A 16657-nucleotide genomic window follows, 5' to 3' on the forward strand; every position below is an offset into this window, starting at 1 on the left:
ACTAATTATAAGGGGTTGATAGAATGTCAGTAAAGGTTAATCCAAACGTTGAGCTAAGCCACCCATTATCACCATTATCTGAAGTAGAAATTGAAAAAGCTGTTCAAATAGCCAAGGAACAGCAACAGTTGTCTGAACATGTACGATTTATGTCGGTGATGTTACATGAACCTAAAAAATCAGAAGTACTAAATTACAAACCAGGTAATACTGTAGATCGCCAAGTATTTTTAGTGATTTTAGATGATAAAGAATTGAAAACATTTGAAGCAGTTGTAAATTTAACTTCAGAAAAAGTTGATTCCTACGAACATATTCCTGGCGTACAACCAAATGTAGCCTTAGAGGAATTTGAGCAATGTGAAGAATTAGTAAAGAGCCACCCTGATTTTGTAGCAGCTTTACAGAAACGTGGCATTGACAATCCTGATTTAATCATGGTGGATCCTTGGTCAGCAGGGAATTTTGGTGTTCAGGAACATGAAGGTAAACGTTTACTTCGTGCGATTTGTTGGCAAAAACAATCACTAGAAGATAACGGATATGCTTACCCTTTAACAGGTATTGTAACGTATGTAGACCTAAACAAAATGGAAGTTTACAAAGTAGAAGATCACGGGGTACGTCCAATTCCAACAACATCAGGTAATTACCATCCTGAAGTTGATGAATCAATTGTGTTTAGAAATGATTTAAAACCATTGGAAATCATTCAACCTGAAGGTCCAAGCTTTACAATTGAAGGTAATTTGATCAAATGGCAAAAGTGGAGTTTCCGCTATGGATTTACACCACGTGAGGGCCTTGTATTATACACAATTAATTACCATGACAAAGGCAAGGATCGTCCAGTTCTTTATCGTGCAGCATTATCAGAAATGGTTGTCCCTTATGGTGAACCAACATTTTCTCATAACACACAAAATGCCTTTGATGCTGGTGAATATGGAATGGGTCAATTAGCCAATTCGTTAGAACTAGGTTGCGACTGCTTAGGCGAAATTCAATACTTTGATGGTGTTGTAGCTGATGTTAAAGGAAATGCGCGTACGATCAAAAATGCGATTTGCTTACACGAAGAAGATTACGGGATTGGTTGGAAACATACAGATTGGCGTACAGGCCATGTAGAAGTACGGCGCTCACGTCGACTAGTGATTTCATTCTTCTGTACAGTTGGAAATTATGATTACGGCTTCTATTGGAGTTTCTATCAAGACGGTACGATTGAAGCAGAAGTCAAACTAACAGGTATTTTAAACACTGGTACATGTGAAGATGGCATCCAAACAAAATATGGATCTGAGATTTCCCCAGGATTAAACGCATCACATCATCAACACTTCTTTAATTTCCGACTTGATACGATGTTAGACGGTGAAAATAACTCAGTAGTTGAAACAGAAACAGTATCAGAATCATTGGGAGAACACAATCCGAATGGCAATGGTTTCTATCCTCTTTCACGTATCTTTAAAACGGAGAAGGAAGCGTTACGTAATTTAGACCTAAAAACTCAGCGTACTTGGAAAATTATCAATAAAAACTCACTTAACCGAGTGAATCAACCTGTTGGATATAAAATTTTGCCTGGCGAAAATTGCTTCCCGTTTGCTCATGAAGAAGCAAGCGTTATGAAACGTGCTGGTTTCCTTAAACACCATTTACACGTTACGCAATTTGATGAAAATGAAAAATATGCAACAGGTATGTATCCAAATCAACATGCTGGAGGAGATGGACTTCCAAAATACGTTGAGAATAACCGTTCAATTGATGATGAAGATATCGTCGTTTGGTACACAATGGGTCATCATCATATCCCGCGGCCTGAAGATTGGCCTGTAATGCCAACTGCATACATCAATTTCCAATTAAAACCAGTTGGATTCTTTGATCGAAACCCAGCAATAGACGTTCCTAGACCGGACAAGAAGTGTCACACAACGTCATCTTGTCATATTCAATAAAACTCTTAAAGGAGTGATTATATGCTACCATTCCTAAGCATGTTGGTGATTGTTACTTTTACGGTAATCACTAACCGTTTATTAAAACAGCGTTTTGCTAATCATGGCATGGCCAAGTGCTGTATAATGCTGATTTCTATGACAATGAGTACTACTGTTGGGATAAATATGGCTACCTGGCTTCCCGATATGGTACTAGGTGCAATTGCGTCTATTATTATTTCTATGGCATTAGGCTATTTACTGTCTACAGGCTTACCAATATACTTATTCATGGAAAGTGTAGGATCTAGTTTTATGGGAGCAATGATGGGCGTGATGCTAACATTAATGACCACCCAATATTTAACGTTAAGCATTATCTTTTTTACAATGATGTTTATTGTAAGTGCTATCATTTCTATCGGTGTATGGAATCGTGAGATGTTTCCTATCTTTATAAAAGCCATTCCAAAGCATATTTACCTTGTGGCAGGTTTAATGATTTGTGTACTAGTATTAAGTAGTTTTGAGATTCAACATGAGGTACCTGTAAAAGCAGAACAACAGCATCATCATCATCATTAAAGGGGTCGATAATTATGCTAAATGTTAAACCGAGTATTGAAGAATCTAGCATTCAATTCAAAAAGAAATATGACAATTTTATTGGTGGTGAATGGGTAGCACCCGTAAATGGAGAGTATTTCGATAATAGTACGCCTATCACGAAAGAAGTATTTACACGTGTAGCTCGTTCAACAAAAGAAGATGTAGAGCTAGCATTAGATGCCGCTCATGAAGCCCAAAAAACTTGGGGGAAAACACCCGTAGCAGAACGGGCACGTATCTTACTAGCCATTGCTGATCGTATGGAAGAAAATCTTGAAAAAATTGCAAGGGTAGAAACTTTGGATAATGGGAAAGCGATTCGTGAAACTATGTATGCTGATATTCCATTGGCAATTGATAATTTCCGCTATTTTGCAAGTGCCATTCGCACACAACAAGGGCAAGTGACACCTTTTGATGAGGATACAGTAGCTTATCATTACCAAGAACCTATTGGTGTAGTTGGCCAAATCATTCCATGGAACTTTCCTATTTTAATGGCAGCTTGGAAATTGGCGCCAGCACTTGCTGCAGGAAATAGTGTTGTATTAAAATTAGCAGAACAAACGCCGGTATCATTCTTATTCGTAGTTGAACTTATTCAAGATCTATTACCAAAAGGTGTATTAAACGTCATTAATGGTTTTGGTGTAGAGGTAGGGAAAGAGTTAGCTTCAAGCCCACGTATTGCCAAAGTGGCCTTTACGGGTTCTACAGCTGTCGGCAAACTGATTATGAAATATGCATCTGAGAATCTAATTCCTGTTACACTAGAGTTAGGTGGCAAATCTCCTAATATCTTCTTTGAAGATGTCATGGATGCTGATGACGGATATCTAGATAAGGCGATTGAAGGATTAGTTATGTTTGCTTTAAATCAAGGGGAAGTTTGCACTTGTCCATCTAGAGCCTTGATCCATGAGTCTATTTATGATCGTTTCATGGAAAAAGCCATTGAACGAGTAGAGCAAATTAAAGTTGGTGATCCATTCGAACTTGAAACAATGATGGGTGCACAGGCTTCAGAAGAACAACATAAAAAAATTCTTTCTTATTTTGAAATTGCCAAACAAGATGGTGCAGAATGTTTAATCGGTGGCGCCGAAAATCACCTGGATAATTTAGATGGTTATTTTATTAAACCAACTATTTTTAAAGGCAATAACAAAATGCGTATTTTCCAAGAAGAAATTTTCGGTCCTGTATTGGCAGTGACTACGTTTAAAACCTTCGAGGAAGCGATTGAAATTGCAAATGATACGATGTATGGATTAGGGGCAGCTGTATGGTCACGTAATACAAACGTTACCTATAAAGCAAGTCGAGAGATCCAAGCAGGACGTGTTTGGATAAATACGTATCACCAATACCCTGCTGGTGCAGCATTTGGCGGCTACAAAAAGTCAGGCGTCGGTCGCGAAAATCATTTAAAAGCTTTAGAATCGTATCAATCAACTAAATGTGTCTTAGCTAGTTACAATGAACAGGCGCAAGGATTCTTTTAATTTTACCTAAGAGTGAAGTGAGGGGGCGGCTTATTGAGTAGCTATTATCCAATCCAACCTGAATTGGTCCAAAAAACGTATTCTTATAGAGAATTGGCTCCAAACAGCAATTTAAACCAGGATATACTATTTTATTATGAGTTTGAACCAATAGGCATTAATAGTGATATTCATGTCATTCCTGATGCTTGCCAAGATATAATGTTTTACATGGGCAAAGATCAAAAGGTTGTCTTAGGGAATACCCCAACTACACGTGAAATTTATTCATTTACCCCAAAAGGTAAATATTTTGGTGTTCGTCTAAATCCAAAACAAACAGTTATTCAATACAATTACGCATTAAAACAAATTGTTCAACAACCGTTTGTTAATGTTGAATTAGGCTGCACACTAGACTCTAAATTTATACAAGCTGTTTTTGAAGCAGGAGATTTCGAACAAAGGGTTCAGATTTGTAATGAGTATTTTTGTTCTCAAAAAAAGGAAAAAAGCTTGGGTGATGAAATATTCGCTACTTGTTTTGATTCTATTATTGAAAATAATGGGCTGTTCTTACCAGATGTAATTCAGCATAAAACAGGTTATTCTGAACGATATATCCGAGAACTTTTCTACAAAAAAACAGGTTTTGGACCAAAAAAGCTAAGTAAATTCATACGTATTCAACTCTTACTTCAACATTTTTCTTTTGAAGAGACACCTGTAAACATTGACCAATATGGTTACTATGATCCTTCACATTATTACAAAGAATTTAAAAGTTTACTTGTAATAACACCTGCTGAATATATAAAAGAAATTTTAGGTTGGAAAAATATAAAACGAAAGTTTCTATCTTATTAGCCCCTCAAAGCTTTCACTCTTTCTTATAAAAACATACGAATGTGAACTGCCCCGTAAATGTTAGACATCAATCTAAATTTTACGGGGGTTTTTTTTATGGCAAAAGTAAATGCTGAACAACGAAATCAAGCAGTTCAGCTATACTTAAATGGAAATGAATCTAAGATTGAAATCGCGGAAGACATCGAGTGACAGACCCGATTGTATGTGAATGGGTACGCCGTTGGGCTATTGGAGTGGAGATTGTAATTTCTGGTTCTTACCTTATTCTTTTGCAAGGAGAGCTATGGGAAGGTATGTAGGTTTTATTTACATTGGTATAGATATGTAAATTTCTTATTCCCTGAAATTCCAACACTTGTTCCAGCAGCATGATTTTTGGTATTTTTATGATAGTGCATATTATCGGTATTAAAGAGTATGCAACCATAGAAATGGTTCAATGTTCTGTGGCTGTTGGATTATTAGCTCCAAAACAAGCACCATATTTGGCGATGAACAAAACAAATAACAATACATAATATAGAAACATGAAATCTTTATCTTCATTCAGTCAAACACCTACTAAATGAAGATAAAGCCTCCGGCGGATGTCATGGATTTTGAAAGGAATGAATTGTGTGGCACAATTCAAAATCCGGACGCAATTACGCCAAGGCGAAATTGATAAAAAAAGGATGATGTATTATTTCTATAGTAAGAACTGGTACCCTTCCTAACGGAGAAATACATGACGGCTGGGAAGATGTTGATGTTGTTTGGGACATTGATCGGTGGGAGAGTGACGGCGGTAGAAGTCTAAGTACGCTGTATTGAGAGGGATAGTATTCTGAGAGATATACTTATCGTAAATAAATTTTTCTATTACCTTCCACAATCTTCTGTGGAGGGCTTTTTTAGCTTGCTTAAAGCCTAATTCATAGATCTGCTGTACCCTTTGCTTATTATAAAATTAATAAACTTGTAAGGAATGAGTAAGAAAAAAGAGAAAATCGATTCGTACAATGAAAGTACGAAATGAAAGGGACATGATATTAATTAGAGGAACCGATCTAATGGCTAAAAATCTTACTGAAGAAGATATTCCATTTCTTAAACAAAAATTACTTAAAATCTGCGCTAAAAGTTGGAAAACGAAAGGATTCAAATTAACTAGTATCGCTACTCTTACTAATGAAGTTGGAATATCAACGGAAACTTTTTACAAGCTATATAAATCAAAAGAAGAGCTGTTTCTAGAGGTGCTGTCCATGATTCAAAATCAATTGAAAGAACAATGGGACTCTATGATACAGACTAACTCAGGTATTGAAGGGTTTAAAAAAGCGATGAACTGGCTTTTTGAAGAGTATGTAAAGCATCCGTCATTATATAATTTCAACAATCCGGAATATCATTTGTTTTTTAAAAAGTTACCTAAAGAAAAAATTGAAAATCTAAGAGAAAATGATATGAATTTTTTGGATGATGTATTAGAGAGTTCAAATTTAAATATGAGAATACCAAAAGAAAAAGCTTATGGAATCTTTAGTACTTTATTATATACGGCAGCGATGAATAAAGATTTAGTGTATAACAAATGTGAAATATTCAACATTCTTCTTGATAGTTCTATAGATCAAATTTTTGCAAAATCTCCTTCTTTAGCAAACCAAAATGCTAATAAAGTACCTTGGTGTCAAAAATAGAGGGAGATTACTAATGGGGAAAATAATATCAGATTTCTTACAACAAAATAATACTATAGGAATATTCAGCTACATATCAATTGGACTTGCACTTGTAGTGTTTATTATTGGTTTGTTTTAAAAAAGAAAAAATATGGCATATACGTTTTGGTTTCTAGTTTCTTACTGATAATTAATCCAGCTATAAATTATTTCTTAAAATAATTCTAACGGAGGTAAATAAAAATGATTAAACAATTAGATGCTGCTTTGATTAAGGTAAATAAGATGGTTGGGGTAAATGTGAAAACGCCAAAAGTAACAAAATCAAAACTGCAATATAGTAGGTATTTAACAACTGCAGTAGGAGTAGGAGGATTAACATTGGGGATTATTGGTCCATCGAAGTCGTTATTAGTTCTCGGAACAATAGGTATTTTAAGTTCAATTGTAACAACGAATGAAATAAGGGAATTTTAAAAATGTCTAGGTACTCAATAGATGGACTGCTCCTTGTCAAGTAGACAATGGCAATAATAAAAATGTATTAAGCGGCTTGAGCCCTTGAATTTTAAAGGGCTCAGGTCGTTATATCGTTTCTGATAGAGAGAAATGGATATAGTCAGCAATCGCATACAATGGCTTCTTGAATTTTGTTTGTGAATGAATTTTCCAAGAAAACTTAATTATTTGAACAGAAAATTGAAACTATTTTCCTTTTTTTACGTATTAAATAAGAGAAATACTAGGAGGTGAAATTTTGGAAGAAAAAATACAGGGAAAACAAAAAAATGAGTTTGTTGAATGGATAAAGGCAATTGCCTTCGCTTTATTGGTGGCTTTTTTAATCAAGCAGTTTTTATTTACGCCAGTACTCGTAAATGGTGCTTCTATGGAGCCAGCACTAGAAGACCACGATCGTGTTATTGTTAATAGAATTGGTCCGAAATTTAAGTCAATTGATCGATTTGACGTTGTTGTTATTAATAATGTTATTATACAGAATGAAGAAAAAAATATTATTAAACGTATCATTGGTCTACCAGGAGATAAAATCGAGTATAAGGATGATCAATTATACATAAACGGAGAAAAGTACAGTGAACCTTATTTAGATCAGTACAAGAAGGAATTAAAAGATCCCGGGTCACTTACTTATGATTTTACGTTAGAACAAGACTTAAATGAAACTACGGTACCTGAAGGGTATTACTTTGTATTAGGTGATAATCGTCGTGTAAGTAATGATAGTAGAAATCCTGAGATAGGGTTCATCCCTAAAGAAAAAATAATGGGTACAACAAGTATCATCTGTTGGCCGATCGAGCATATTGACCTCAGATTTAACTGATAGATCGAAAGCTTAAAAACTTGATAAAGATAATACACATGACCACTCCACGATGAGTGGTTTTTTTGTTGTAACTAAAGGGCAGAGAGTGTGTAGTAATTGTCACTTCTTTTAAAAGAAATGGCATAGCATATTTAACTTTAAAGATGCTATGCCATATAAATCTATCTATCCTATTAATTCAAATCTATATTTCCTGACTTCGTTACAATTTGCATCTTATGATCACCATCACCTGAAATACCCTGTAAGCCCTTATTTGTCTTTGAATTGCCGTTTAGAGTTAAACCGATTGATGGTCTACCACTGTTTGTATGGATATCTAATTCTAAATTAGGCTGTTTTTCATCAAAATTCACTGATACTTTACCACTTGTGGTTGTTATCTTTACATCATTATTCAATTTTATCAAATGAAGTTTAACATGACCGCTGCTTGAGCGTATTTCAATGTCATTTTGAATTAATTCCTTTCCAGTAACATTACCAGAAGATCCATCAAGAAATATTTTCCCTTTGAATTGCTTAGGTACTTTAACTTCTAAAGTCGGTTTTTTCCTAAGATTAAATAATCGTGTAATATCAGTATCCAATTTAATCGATAACTGTTTTGAAGATTTCTCTACTATTGCACCCGGTCCGTCATCATTCACCGTTAAAATTGCTTCTATTTCAGTTGTTTCGCTTGGAGAAAACACAACATCTGTACTTGCAAAATTTATCAAAATTTCCTCAATATCTTCTATGGATTCTTTATTTACGACGACTTCTTCCTCCTTTGTTGAACAGCCTGCAAGCATAATTAGTAATAAAAATAAACTAATAGTTGTTTGTTTAATCATTTTCCTCCCTCCTTAAACTTGATTGTATTAGATGACGTAAGGTCAGTTTCAAATTTTATGCAACAGGATGTTTAATGACTTGAAAGTGACGTTGCGTCATCTTTTATACTGTTAGTAGAGCTTTTACTTTAATAAAAGGAGAATCCTATTATGAAGAAAGACGATATTATTATTTATGCTTGCGTTATTATTGGAGCAGGAGTCGGTTTACTTTTTGATAATGCTTTTCCAGGGGTACTAATTGGCTTAGGGATTGGTTACGTATTAAAAACCATGTTTTTTAATAATACAAATGAATAAGAAAGTAGGGTATTAACTTGTTTCATATTAACGAATTTAAAAAACTGAGCGGTGTATCAGTTAGAACCTTAAGATATTATGACAAAATGGGACTTCTGAAACCTGTCTCAAAAACTGAAGGAGGTCATCGATTATACTCAAACACGGAGTTGAAGAAACTTCAGCAAATACAATTCTTAAAAACTATAGGATTTCAATTAAGTGAAATTAAAATGATGCTAGAGTCCGAAGAATGGGATTGGTCCAATAGTCTAATGAAACAACTATCTTATGTTATAAGTGAAAAGGACCGTCTTTCAAAGATAGAAATTAATTTAAGGGAACTAATAAACGGTATAGCGATTGATGGGGAAGAATTTAGGATTAAAAAAATTATGGATTTATATAATAATAAGGATTCTAAAGAAGTGTTAAAGAATAATCGGGATACATTAAATTTTAAAAACATGGGAGTACTAGAAAAACTTCCGAAAATGGGTAGTAGTGATCCGGACTCTTTAGAGTGGATTGCTTTAGTAGGGCAATTAAAAAAATATATGCACCTTGGTTATAGTAATACACGAATTCAAAATATTATTAAGAGAATGGATGTAAAAAAAGGTGAAGATTATAATGGCGAAGATGCTTTTTTAGATAAACTTTGGGACATTAGAATGTCACCCGAGGAATCTCAAAAATATCATTTATATCCAATGGATCAGGAAATCCTTAACTTTATGGAAAAGGCATATATATATTATCTCGGACATAAATCATAGTTATTTGAAATGTGGAGGGAAAGATGGGAACAGATATATTAATTTATTTGGGTGGCTTAGCTCTTTTAGATACATTAAGCCCTACAATTATTGGTGTTACTTTATTTCTCGTTTTAACAGACAATAGAAATTTAACATCAAGATTATTAGCATATCTTCTTACGGTTGGGCTACTATATTTTTCATTAGGTATCATCATGATGTTAGGCCTAAATTTTATTATGGAAGCATTCTCTAACATTTTTCAAAATAAAATAGTTAGCTGGGTCATTTTTATAGTAGGGGTGATATTATTTACTGCTAGCTTTTTTATCCCTGCAAATAAAAAAGATAATATGCCAAAGCCAAAAACTCAAAGCATATTCTCCATTATTATTATTGGTGTTAGTACTTTTATTATTGAGGCAGGCATGGCTTTACCGTATTTTGCCGCTATTGGCTTATTAACGACAAAAGATCTACCTTTTTATCAGTGGCTGCCAATTATAGCAGCATACAATATTATTATGGTTTTACCGGCTCTGCTTATATTTTTAGGATATAAATTGTTTGGAAAGTTGATAAACCCTACCTTAGTTAATCTTCGGAATAAAATAGCAAGCAGTTCAAGTTCTACCTTATCCTGGATTATGTGTATAGTTGGTGTGATATTAATATTTTACACTATAGATTATCTCTAATAAGTCTTTGTGAATGTAACAGATACAAAAAGTAACAAGACGATTAAAAGCAGTAATAAACGTTTAATCATTATGTTGATTTTATAAAGGTAGGTAATCGCCATGAGTTAAATGGTTAGAGTGGGCAAAGAAGATCCAAGCAATATCCCAAGCAGGATTAACTTTTTCAAAAGACGTTTACGATATAGAACGTTATGAAGAATTAAGAAATTTAAGTGCCGAGATTATGAGAGAATACACTGGAATAGAATTAGAAAAAATCAAGGATTTATTTATGAATGAAACGGGTTATCAAACACCTAAAATAGATGTTCGAGGAGTAGTATTTAATAACAATAAAATACTAATGGTAAGAGAAAAAATTGATGATAGATGGTCTTTGCCAGGTGGTTTCTGTGATATAGGTTTGTCGCCTAGTGAAAACATTGTCAAAGAAATTAAAGAAGAAGCGGGTTACGATGTAGTTCCTACGAAATTACTTGCTGTATTGGATATGAATAAGCATCCTCATCCACCTCAACCATATCATTATTATAAATTGTTTATTCAATGTGAAGTTACTGGTGGGTATGCAAGAAATGGTTTGGAGACAAAAGGAGTAAACTTTTATCATGAAGATCATTTACCAAAGCTTTCTTTAGGGAGAAATACAGATACTCAAATCAAAATGCTTTTTGAATTTTTAAGAAATCCTCATAAAGGTACAATATTTGATTAACTATTATGAAGAATGGAAGCATGCTAAGAATTGAAAGTTGTTCCTATGTAATGATAAAAGTCCAATTTCTTAATTTTGAAATTGGACTTTTATATTTATAATACAAAACCGATTAAAAAGGTGTGGCTCAATAAACTTAATCATTTAATCCTTTTCCATCGAGAATTTGCTGCGTGCATTTTTCAATTCTTGACACGCGCGTTTTAGATTGTTTAGGTTGAGAAAAATGTAGAATATATGCTCTTTGTCGCCCTGGTGTCAATTCTTCAAAAGCAGTTTTCAAGGTAGGCATCTCATTGAATTTATTGTGAAGTTCTTCAGGAATTATGTATTCCTTATGCTCTTTCATTGGCACTTCTAAACCTGCTTTTTCTACTTCAATGGCTTCATAAATATAGTCTTTTATGATAGTTTCCATTCCAACTATTTCTTGAACGCTAGTGAAACGAATTTGGCGTGCGGCCTGTACATTTTCAGTCTGTTGAATTAGAATCCCATGGGCATCCTTTAACAAGGCACCTTTGTGAAACAGAAGTGCACAATAATCTTTAAAGCCATGTATTAACACAATGTTCTTGTTCTCAAGCGTGTAACAAGGATGCATCCATTTAAATTCTTCAGTTAGTTCACAGTCAAGAACGATATTTCTCAACACCGAATATTCTTCCTGCCACTTTTTAGCTTTACTTAAAAATTCATCAACTTTCGGATTCATTTTACTTTTTGTCATCAAGGAACACCCCTCTACAATTTATTAATCTGCTGATATCAATTTCTCTAATCGTTTTATAATAAAACATTAATTAGTGTTATGTCTAGCTATAAATAGGGAACTAATATCGCTAATCTACAAAGAATTGCGATGAGTTTTATCTTTGCTAGTAGAACGATGAATTGTGGAGGACAGTAATTACAATATAGGATAGAGAAACTGACAATGGAAAATACATTGAGATTTTTTACATCGTTTTATTAAGATTGGTAGAATATCAGATTATTGGTATATAATGCTAGGGGATAATGTTTTCTAAAATAAAGTTGAGCAGGGAGAGAATAATGAAAAAATTATTTATTGCGTTACTAGCAGCGTTTGTCTTTGCAGTAGTAAATCCAACAAAATCAGAAGCGAAAGTGATGTATGATGGAGCAGAAATTGTCAAAGGGCAAACAGGGAAAATGACCTTTAATAAAGATGTGAAAGTGTACAAGAAAAACGTCAATGGACAGTTTGAATCGATGTTAGTTAAAAAGGGAAACTACTTCCGCGTATATAATATCGAAAAATACAATGGGCAAACGTATTATTGGATGAGCTCTGGTTATCGTGTACAAGCAACAAATTTAACAGTATTTATGGCGATTCCGTTTGAACAGCGTGTACAATTTTATGATAACCCCGCATATTTGTGGATAAATAGAAATAAACCATTTAACTCATTTTACATGGAAGATGATAGTTTGGGGACGCATACACATTCCTATTACACGTATTTAAATATATGGGGAGATTTTAAAATTGAACAAGGAGAGCTTGTCGATACCTATGATCTTGGTTTTATAGGTGGCGGTATTAAAAGAAATAAAATTGATTCAACAGACATTCAAATAATAGAACCTCAACCTGTTAATAAGGATACATTATTTATTGTAACAAAGGATACAGTGCAGCATATAAAACCGTATCTAATCAACAATAATGATTATTATCAAAGATTTGCTGGTCAATTGAAAGCTGGAACTGTTCTAAAAAGTGAAGGCTTTAAAATTGGTAACTATTACGCGGTGAATTTAATTGAACCAGAGTTTTACAACAGAACATTTTTCATACCTCAAAGCTATGTAATTGAAAAAGCTTTAGAGAAATAAGGTGCCAAATGTTTTTATTCCTAAGTTTCGTAAGGATTTATCATAAAGCAAAGAACGAAGAGATTGAAAAAGTATTTAACTTTAAATAGTTAAGACATTTTCTGTAATTTATAGTAACAAGTATTAAAACTTTGAATTTCGTATTACCCATAACCATTAATTTATTGTCGACGATTATTAATAGATTAGGAATTATATATAGCTCTCTTAGTTATTTGTTAAGGGGGCTATTTTTTATGGTTGGTTGACATGAGAATAGGATGTTTGTTGATGTCTTGGAGCGGTTTTTTTCGAGAGAGCCTAAGAAGTGGAATCTAGTAAGAGTTAACCTATTGAAATGTTCATTGATCTAATGCTTGCTTTACTGACACTTAAAAAAACCACTCCTTGTTCTTGATTAGTAAATAATTTTCGCAGCAATCTTTATTATTTTTTTCTCTTCACTTAGCCCAATACTGGAAGGTGTTGTACCGTTAACTTGCATTTCTGTCACTTTACGTTTGGTAAAATAATTGATGCTGCACAGCAAGTGTTTATTGAGAATGGTTTAAAACAGAGGAAGCAAGAATTTGAAAACGAGATAAGTAATTTAGATTCTGCTTATATAGGCCACAGAAATAAAATTGGATATAATATGAAATTAGCAATTCTTTATGAACTGTTTCAACAGTTGACCCTCAGCTTAGACAAGAATTTTAGCAGATAATGAAATATTAGCTACGCAAAAAAAAGATGCGAGAATTAAGCTGAACATTAAACGGAATCAATTAGAGGGTTTAATTGAAAATATTTGAAGATAATTACAAAATTAATTTTAAGTCATATCTAACAAGGTATGGCTTTTTATTATGCATCAAAATCATATTACACAGTTAACCATTTCCAGTCTATGATTAGTCTAGAAGGTGGTGGTAGAAGGTGGGTAGTAATTTAGAACATATTAATATCAATTTTTGTGAACAAAACGGAGATGTAATTATGACGTATGACATCAACGACACTCTATCAGCTCTGATTCCGAACGTTGGTGATGTAGTTAATATTGATGGTAATTACAGGGCAGTGAGTGAAAGAGCTTTTACTTACAGTCCAAAAAGTATTGTAGTTACAATCTATTTAGAAGAATTATAATCAGGATTTTCAAAGTCACACTCATTATGAGTTGTGGCTTTTTATTATGTGTTTGTAATAAAAAAGGCTGTCTTCTCAAAGATGGTTGTTATCGAACAACTAGGTAGTTTAGTCCAGGAAATTAATTGGTTTTTTAGGTAAAATATAGATAAATTTTGTATGAGATTTTTCAACTGTAGGAGGAGTCGAATTATGAAGTTAATGAAAATAGTATATACAGGATTATTGGTAAGTGCTTTATTAACGGGATGTACGAAGGAAGAAACTAAAATTGAAGAAGTAAAACCGGAAGAAACTAAAGTCAACAACGCGAAGGTGTGGAAGGACGTTTCAACTCCTGAAGGCTTCAACAATTATGGAATCGAACCAACGTTGGAAGCTTGGATTGCCTATCACGCCGAAGATATTACCAAAACAACCGACGTGAACGAATATTATCCGAAGGCGGATCGACTCACTTCGGAAATGAAATATTTTCGGGTTCAAGGCGACGACCTTCAAAAGGACTTTGAAAATCTGAATGTGCTTCAAATTTGGATGGGACATCTTGTTTATGTTTTATCGAGACAGGACACGCTAGAGCCTGATAGGGCAAAGTTCAATGACGACTTAAAAAAGTCTTTTAAGTATTTCACTGAATTACTTCACGATCTCGACATTGTCATAAATTACGATGGAAAGGGCGAAACATTCGGGCTCACACGCCAATTAGACGGGAACAAGGTTAAAGAATTGGAATCGTACCTCTATATAAATTGACGAGTTTCAAGGTCACTTCTAAGGGTGTTATATTTTGGATGTCTGGCAAGGTCTATGTCTCTATATAAACGATTTAACATAAATTCAGTTTAGTATTTACGAAGGGCTTTAGTTGAAGGAGGATTTATTGAAACTCAAAAGACAAAGAGCAAGGTGACCTACAATATGTGTAGAATCAACTTGCTCTTTATGTTTTAACAGCAACAATCTATACGAAAACAGCCTAAAAGAAAAATGCTTTTATGTATTTTGTTAATTTAATCGTATGACAATGCCTTTTCCTTTAGCATCGTCACCTTCTTAACTAGAAGAAGATTTTTTCAATTACAAAGAAAACCAAAAGTAATTCAGAATAAGTGAGCTTTAATTCAACTTTCATATTTTCACCACCTTTTATTTAGTTAATAACTATACTGTGTGGTGAGCGTAAATTATATTCCAACTATGTCGAAAGCAGAAGAAGTGACGAATGGGAATCCAGGTTCACCAGTATTACAGGGAGGAGTAGAAAATATAATTAAATAGGGCATTGATAAGAAACATATACAAGCACAGCATTTAACAGCACTGCGAAATAAAGAACTTACTACAGTTAGTGTTCTAGCCCTAGTAGCAACCGTGATGGATCGCAGTAGTTTGCTTAAATAAAGACTTATAAAATGGTACTATAATGATAGATTGGTAAATCGGTAATAAAGCTAAATATGAGATCGAGAAGGGAGGTATTATAAATGGAAATTAGAAAGCCGAACAACTTAGAACTAGAAGAAATTATAGCTCTTTCGCCACAAGCTTTATTTGATGGTACACTGGGCGGAGTAAGTGCAACAAATGAAAAAGTTTTAAACCTTATAGAACCTCTTCTAAAAAAAGGGTGCTATTATTTGATAGCAACAGAGAATAATGAGTTAATGGGATGGATCCTGATTGGGGAAAATAAAGACCAATTTACGGAACAATTAAATGGGTTTATTTATGAGCTATTTGTAAAAGAGATATTTAGAGGTAGAGGTATTTCGAAAGAATTAATGAATGTTGCCATTGGACAATTGAGACAGGAAGGATATTCCGAAGTTAGACTTAGTGCGTACGTAGGGAATAATGCTATTAAACTATATGAAAAAATGGGATTTAGTTTAAGAACAGTAGGTATGAAATTACAATTATAAAAGTCCTTATTTAATCTGAAAATGACAAATGACCAGCAATCGCTACAAAATGAGTACCTGGAAATCGAAATATACGACACAATGGTGATTATTACGAAGAAGGTAATGTGTTAACAACATATGATTTAAAACGATTTAAACCTGAAGAAATTGATAAATTAGTTAATACGGGTACCCTTAGAAAAATAAATGTTTAATTAGTTTTTGACGGATTCCATACTGTGAGGGTATTTATTATCAACAAGATCTAAGCAAAGCACTGTGCCGAGCAGTGCTATTTTTTATGATGTAAGCTATTCTTATAATTGACCAACAAAAAAGATTGAAGCAAATTAGCCTCAATCTTTCTTACTCACACATTCCTGTACACACGCTCGCCGTATTTTATTAGCCCCAATTTAGCCCCAAATACATGCTGTAATATGCAATAACTTGCCTTGGTCACAAGAGAGCCTGTTACCTTAAAACGGTTGATATACCAACGTTTTGTTGTTTAGTGTGTTC

At 33.7% G+C, this 16657-nt stretch carries 16 protein-coding genes and 1 pseudogene; 15 read left to right on the plus strand and 2 right to left on the minus strand.

The window, feature by feature from the left end:
- The first annotated feature begins 23 nt into the window (after positions 1–23).
- The 7 genes from ACIQLB_RS07895 (at position 24) to lepB (ending at position 7930) form a co-directional block, all read left to right on the plus strand.
- A complete protein-coding gene (locus ACIQLB_RS07895; RefSeq protein ID WP_400723416.1) occupies positions 24–1970 on the plus strand; it encodes a primary-amine oxidase in 1947 nt (648 codons plus the stop codon).
- A gap of 21 nt (positions 1971–1991) precedes the next feature.
- A complete protein-coding gene (locus tag ACIQLB_RS07900; RefSeq protein WP_400723419.1) occupies positions 1992–2537 on the plus strand; it encodes a hypothetical protein in 546 nt (181 codons plus the stop codon).
- A 14-nt stretch (positions 2538–2551) separates the two neighbouring features.
- A complete protein-coding gene (locus ACIQLB_RS07905; protein WP_400723422.1) occupies positions 2552–4066 on the plus strand; it encodes an aldehyde dehydrogenase family protein in 1515 nt (504 codons plus the stop codon).
- A 33-nt stretch (positions 4067–4099) separates the two neighbouring features.
- Positions 4100–4912 (plus strand): DUF6597 domain-containing transcriptional factor, encoded by an 813-nt coding sequence (locus tag ACIQLB_RS07910; RefSeq protein ID WP_400723425.1) that lies wholly within the window; start codon positions 4100–4102, stop codon positions 4910–4912.
- Between the two features lie 1055 nt (positions 4913–5967).
- Positions 5968–6600, plus strand: coding sequence for a TetR/AcrR family transcriptional regulator (locus tag ACIQLB_RS07915; RefSeq protein ID WP_400723428.1), 633 nt, complete (start codon positions 5968–5970; stop codon positions 6598–6600).
- A 225-nt stretch (positions 6601–6825) separates the two neighbouring features.
- A complete protein-coding gene (locus ACIQLB_RS07920) occupies positions 6826–7059 on the plus strand; it encodes a hypothetical protein (RefSeq protein ID WP_400723431.1) in 234 nt (77 codons plus the stop codon).
- Positions 7060–7339: 280 nt separating this feature from the next.
- The gene (gene lepB / locus ACIQLB_RS07925; protein ID WP_400723434.1) at positions 7340–7930 is read left to right on the plus strand and encodes a signal peptidase I; all 591 of its coding nucleotides are present in this window, start codon (positions 7340–7342) and stop codon (positions 7928–7930) included.
- A gap of 176 nt (positions 7931–8106) precedes the next feature.
- Here lepB and ACIQLB_RS07930 read toward each other — a convergent pair whose 3' ends face one another.
- Complete coding sequence (locus ACIQLB_RS07930) at positions 8107–8772, minus strand: DUF4097 family beta strand repeat-containing protein (protein ID WP_400723436.1); 666 nt, start codon at positions 8770–8772, stop codon at positions 8107–8109.
- A 150-nt stretch (positions 8773–8922) separates the two neighbouring features.
- Between ACIQLB_RS07930 and ACIQLB_RS07935 the strand changes: the two genes are divergently transcribed.
- From ACIQLB_RS07935 to ACIQLB_RS07950, 4 genes and pseudogenes are all read left to right on the plus strand, one after another.
- The gene (locus ACIQLB_RS07935; RefSeq protein ID WP_400723439.1) at positions 8923–9072 is read left to right on the plus strand and encodes a hypothetical protein; all 150 of its coding nucleotides are present in this window, start codon (positions 8923–8925) and stop codon (positions 9070–9072) included.
- Positions 9073–9089: 17 nt separating this feature from the next.
- Positions 9090–9830: a MerR family transcriptional regulator gene (locus ACIQLB_RS07940; RefSeq protein ID WP_400723442.1), complete on the plus strand. Its 741-nt coding sequence runs from the start codon at positions 9090–9092 to the stop codon at positions 9828–9830.
- A gap of 23 nt (positions 9831–9853) precedes the next feature.
- Complete coding sequence (locus ACIQLB_RS07945; RefSeq protein WP_400723444.1) at positions 9854–10510, plus strand: GAP family protein; 657 nt, start codon at positions 9854–9856, stop codon at positions 10508–10510.
- 109 nt (positions 10511–10619) lie between these two features.
- Positions 10620–11228 (plus strand): annotated as a pseudogene (locus ACIQLB_RS07950) (NUDIX hydrolase); the annotation flags it as partial.
- Positions 11229–11364: 136 nt separating this feature from the next.
- Here ACIQLB_RS07950 and ACIQLB_RS07955 read toward each other — a convergent pair.
- Positions 11365–11958, minus strand: a complete 594-nt coding sequence (locus ACIQLB_RS07955) for a YdeI/OmpD-associated family protein (RefSeq protein ID WP_400723447.1) — start codon at positions 11956–11958, stop codon at positions 11365–11367.
- Between the two features lie 326 nt (positions 11959–12284).
- On the opposite strand from ACIQLB_RS07955, the gene ACIQLB_RS07960 reads away from it, so the two are divergent.
- The 4 genes from ACIQLB_RS07960 (at position 12285) to ACIQLB_RS07975 (ending at position 16153) form a co-directional block, all read left to right on the plus strand.
- Positions 12285–13094 (plus strand): hypothetical protein, encoded by an 810-nt coding sequence (locus ACIQLB_RS07960; protein ID WP_400723450.1) that lies wholly within the window; start codon positions 12285–12287, stop codon positions 13092–13094.
- 918 nt (positions 13095–14012) lie between these two features.
- The gene (locus ACIQLB_RS07965) at positions 14013–14225 is read left to right on the plus strand and encodes a hypothetical protein (RefSeq protein WP_400723453.1); all 213 of its coding nucleotides are present in this window, start codon (positions 14013–14015) and stop codon (positions 14223–14225) included.
- 192 nt (positions 14226–14417) lie between these two features.
- On the plus strand, positions 14418–14984 hold the full coding sequence (locus ACIQLB_RS07970) for a hypothetical protein (RefSeq protein ID WP_400723456.1): 567 nt from the start codon (positions 14418–14420) through the stop codon (positions 14982–14984).
- 731 nt (positions 14985–15715) lie between these two features.
- Entirely contained in the window at positions 15716–16153 is a 438-nt protein-coding gene (locus ACIQLB_RS07975) for a GNAT family N-acetyltransferase (RefSeq protein ID WP_400723459.1), read from the plus strand.
- The last annotated feature ends 504 nt before the right edge of the window (positions 16154–16657 follow it).

Origin of the sequence: Lysinibacillus sp. NPDC092081 (assembly GCF_044755845.1) — a bacterium.
GTDB lineage: Bacteria > Bacillota > Bacilli > Bacillales_A > Planococcaceae > Lysinibacillus.

What these genes read in the sequence shown, in the direction of transcription:
- ACIQLB_RS07895 (WP_400723416.1), top strand. Translation starts at nt 24, where the DNA reads ATGTCAGTAAAGGTTAATCCAAACGTTGAGCTAAGCCACCCATTATCA.
- ACIQLB_RS07900 (WP_400723419.1), top strand. Translation starts at nt 1,992, where the DNA reads ATGCTACCATTCCTAAGCATGTTGGTGATTGTTACTTTTACGGTAATC.
- ACIQLB_RS07905 (WP_400723422.1), top strand. Translation starts at nt 2,552, where the DNA reads ATGCTAAATGTTAAACCGAGTATTGAAGAATCTAGCATTCAATTCAAA.
- ACIQLB_RS07915 (WP_400723428.1), top strand. Translation starts at nt 5,968, where the DNA reads ATGGCTAAAAATCTTACTGAAGAAGATATTCCATTTCTTAAACAAAAA.
- ACIQLB_RS07920 (WP_400723431.1), top strand. Translation starts at nt 6,826, where the DNA reads ATGATTAAACAATTAGATGCTGCTTTGATTAAGGTAAATAAGATGGTT.
- ACIQLB_RS07930 (WP_400723436.1), bottom strand. Translation starts at nt 8,772, where the DNA reads ATGATTAAACAAACAACTATTAGTTTATTTTTATTACTAATTATGCTT.
- ACIQLB_RS07935 (WP_400723439.1), top strand. Translation starts at nt 8,923, where the DNA reads ATGAAGAAAGACGATATTATTATTTATGCTTGCGTTATTATTGGAGCA.
- ACIQLB_RS07945 (WP_400723444.1), top strand. Translation starts at nt 9,854, where the DNA reads ATGGGAACAGATATATTAATTTATTTGGGTGGCTTAGCTCTTTTAGAT.
- ACIQLB_RS07955 (WP_400723447.1), bottom strand. Translation starts at nt 11,958, where the DNA reads ATGACAAAAAGTAAAATGAATCCGAAAGTTGATGAATTTTTAAGTAAA.
- ACIQLB_RS07960 (WP_400723450.1), top strand. Translation starts at nt 12,285, where the DNA reads ATGAAAAAATTATTTATTGCGTTACTAGCAGCGTTTGTCTTTGCAGTA.
- ACIQLB_RS07970 (WP_400723456.1), top strand. Translation starts at nt 14,418, where the DNA reads ATGAAGTTAATGAAAATAGTATATACAGGATTATTGGTAAGTGCTTTA.
- ACIQLB_RS07975 (WP_400723459.1), top strand. Translation starts at nt 15,716, where the DNA reads ATGGAAATTAGAAAGCCGAACAACTTAGAACTAGAAGAAATTATAGCT.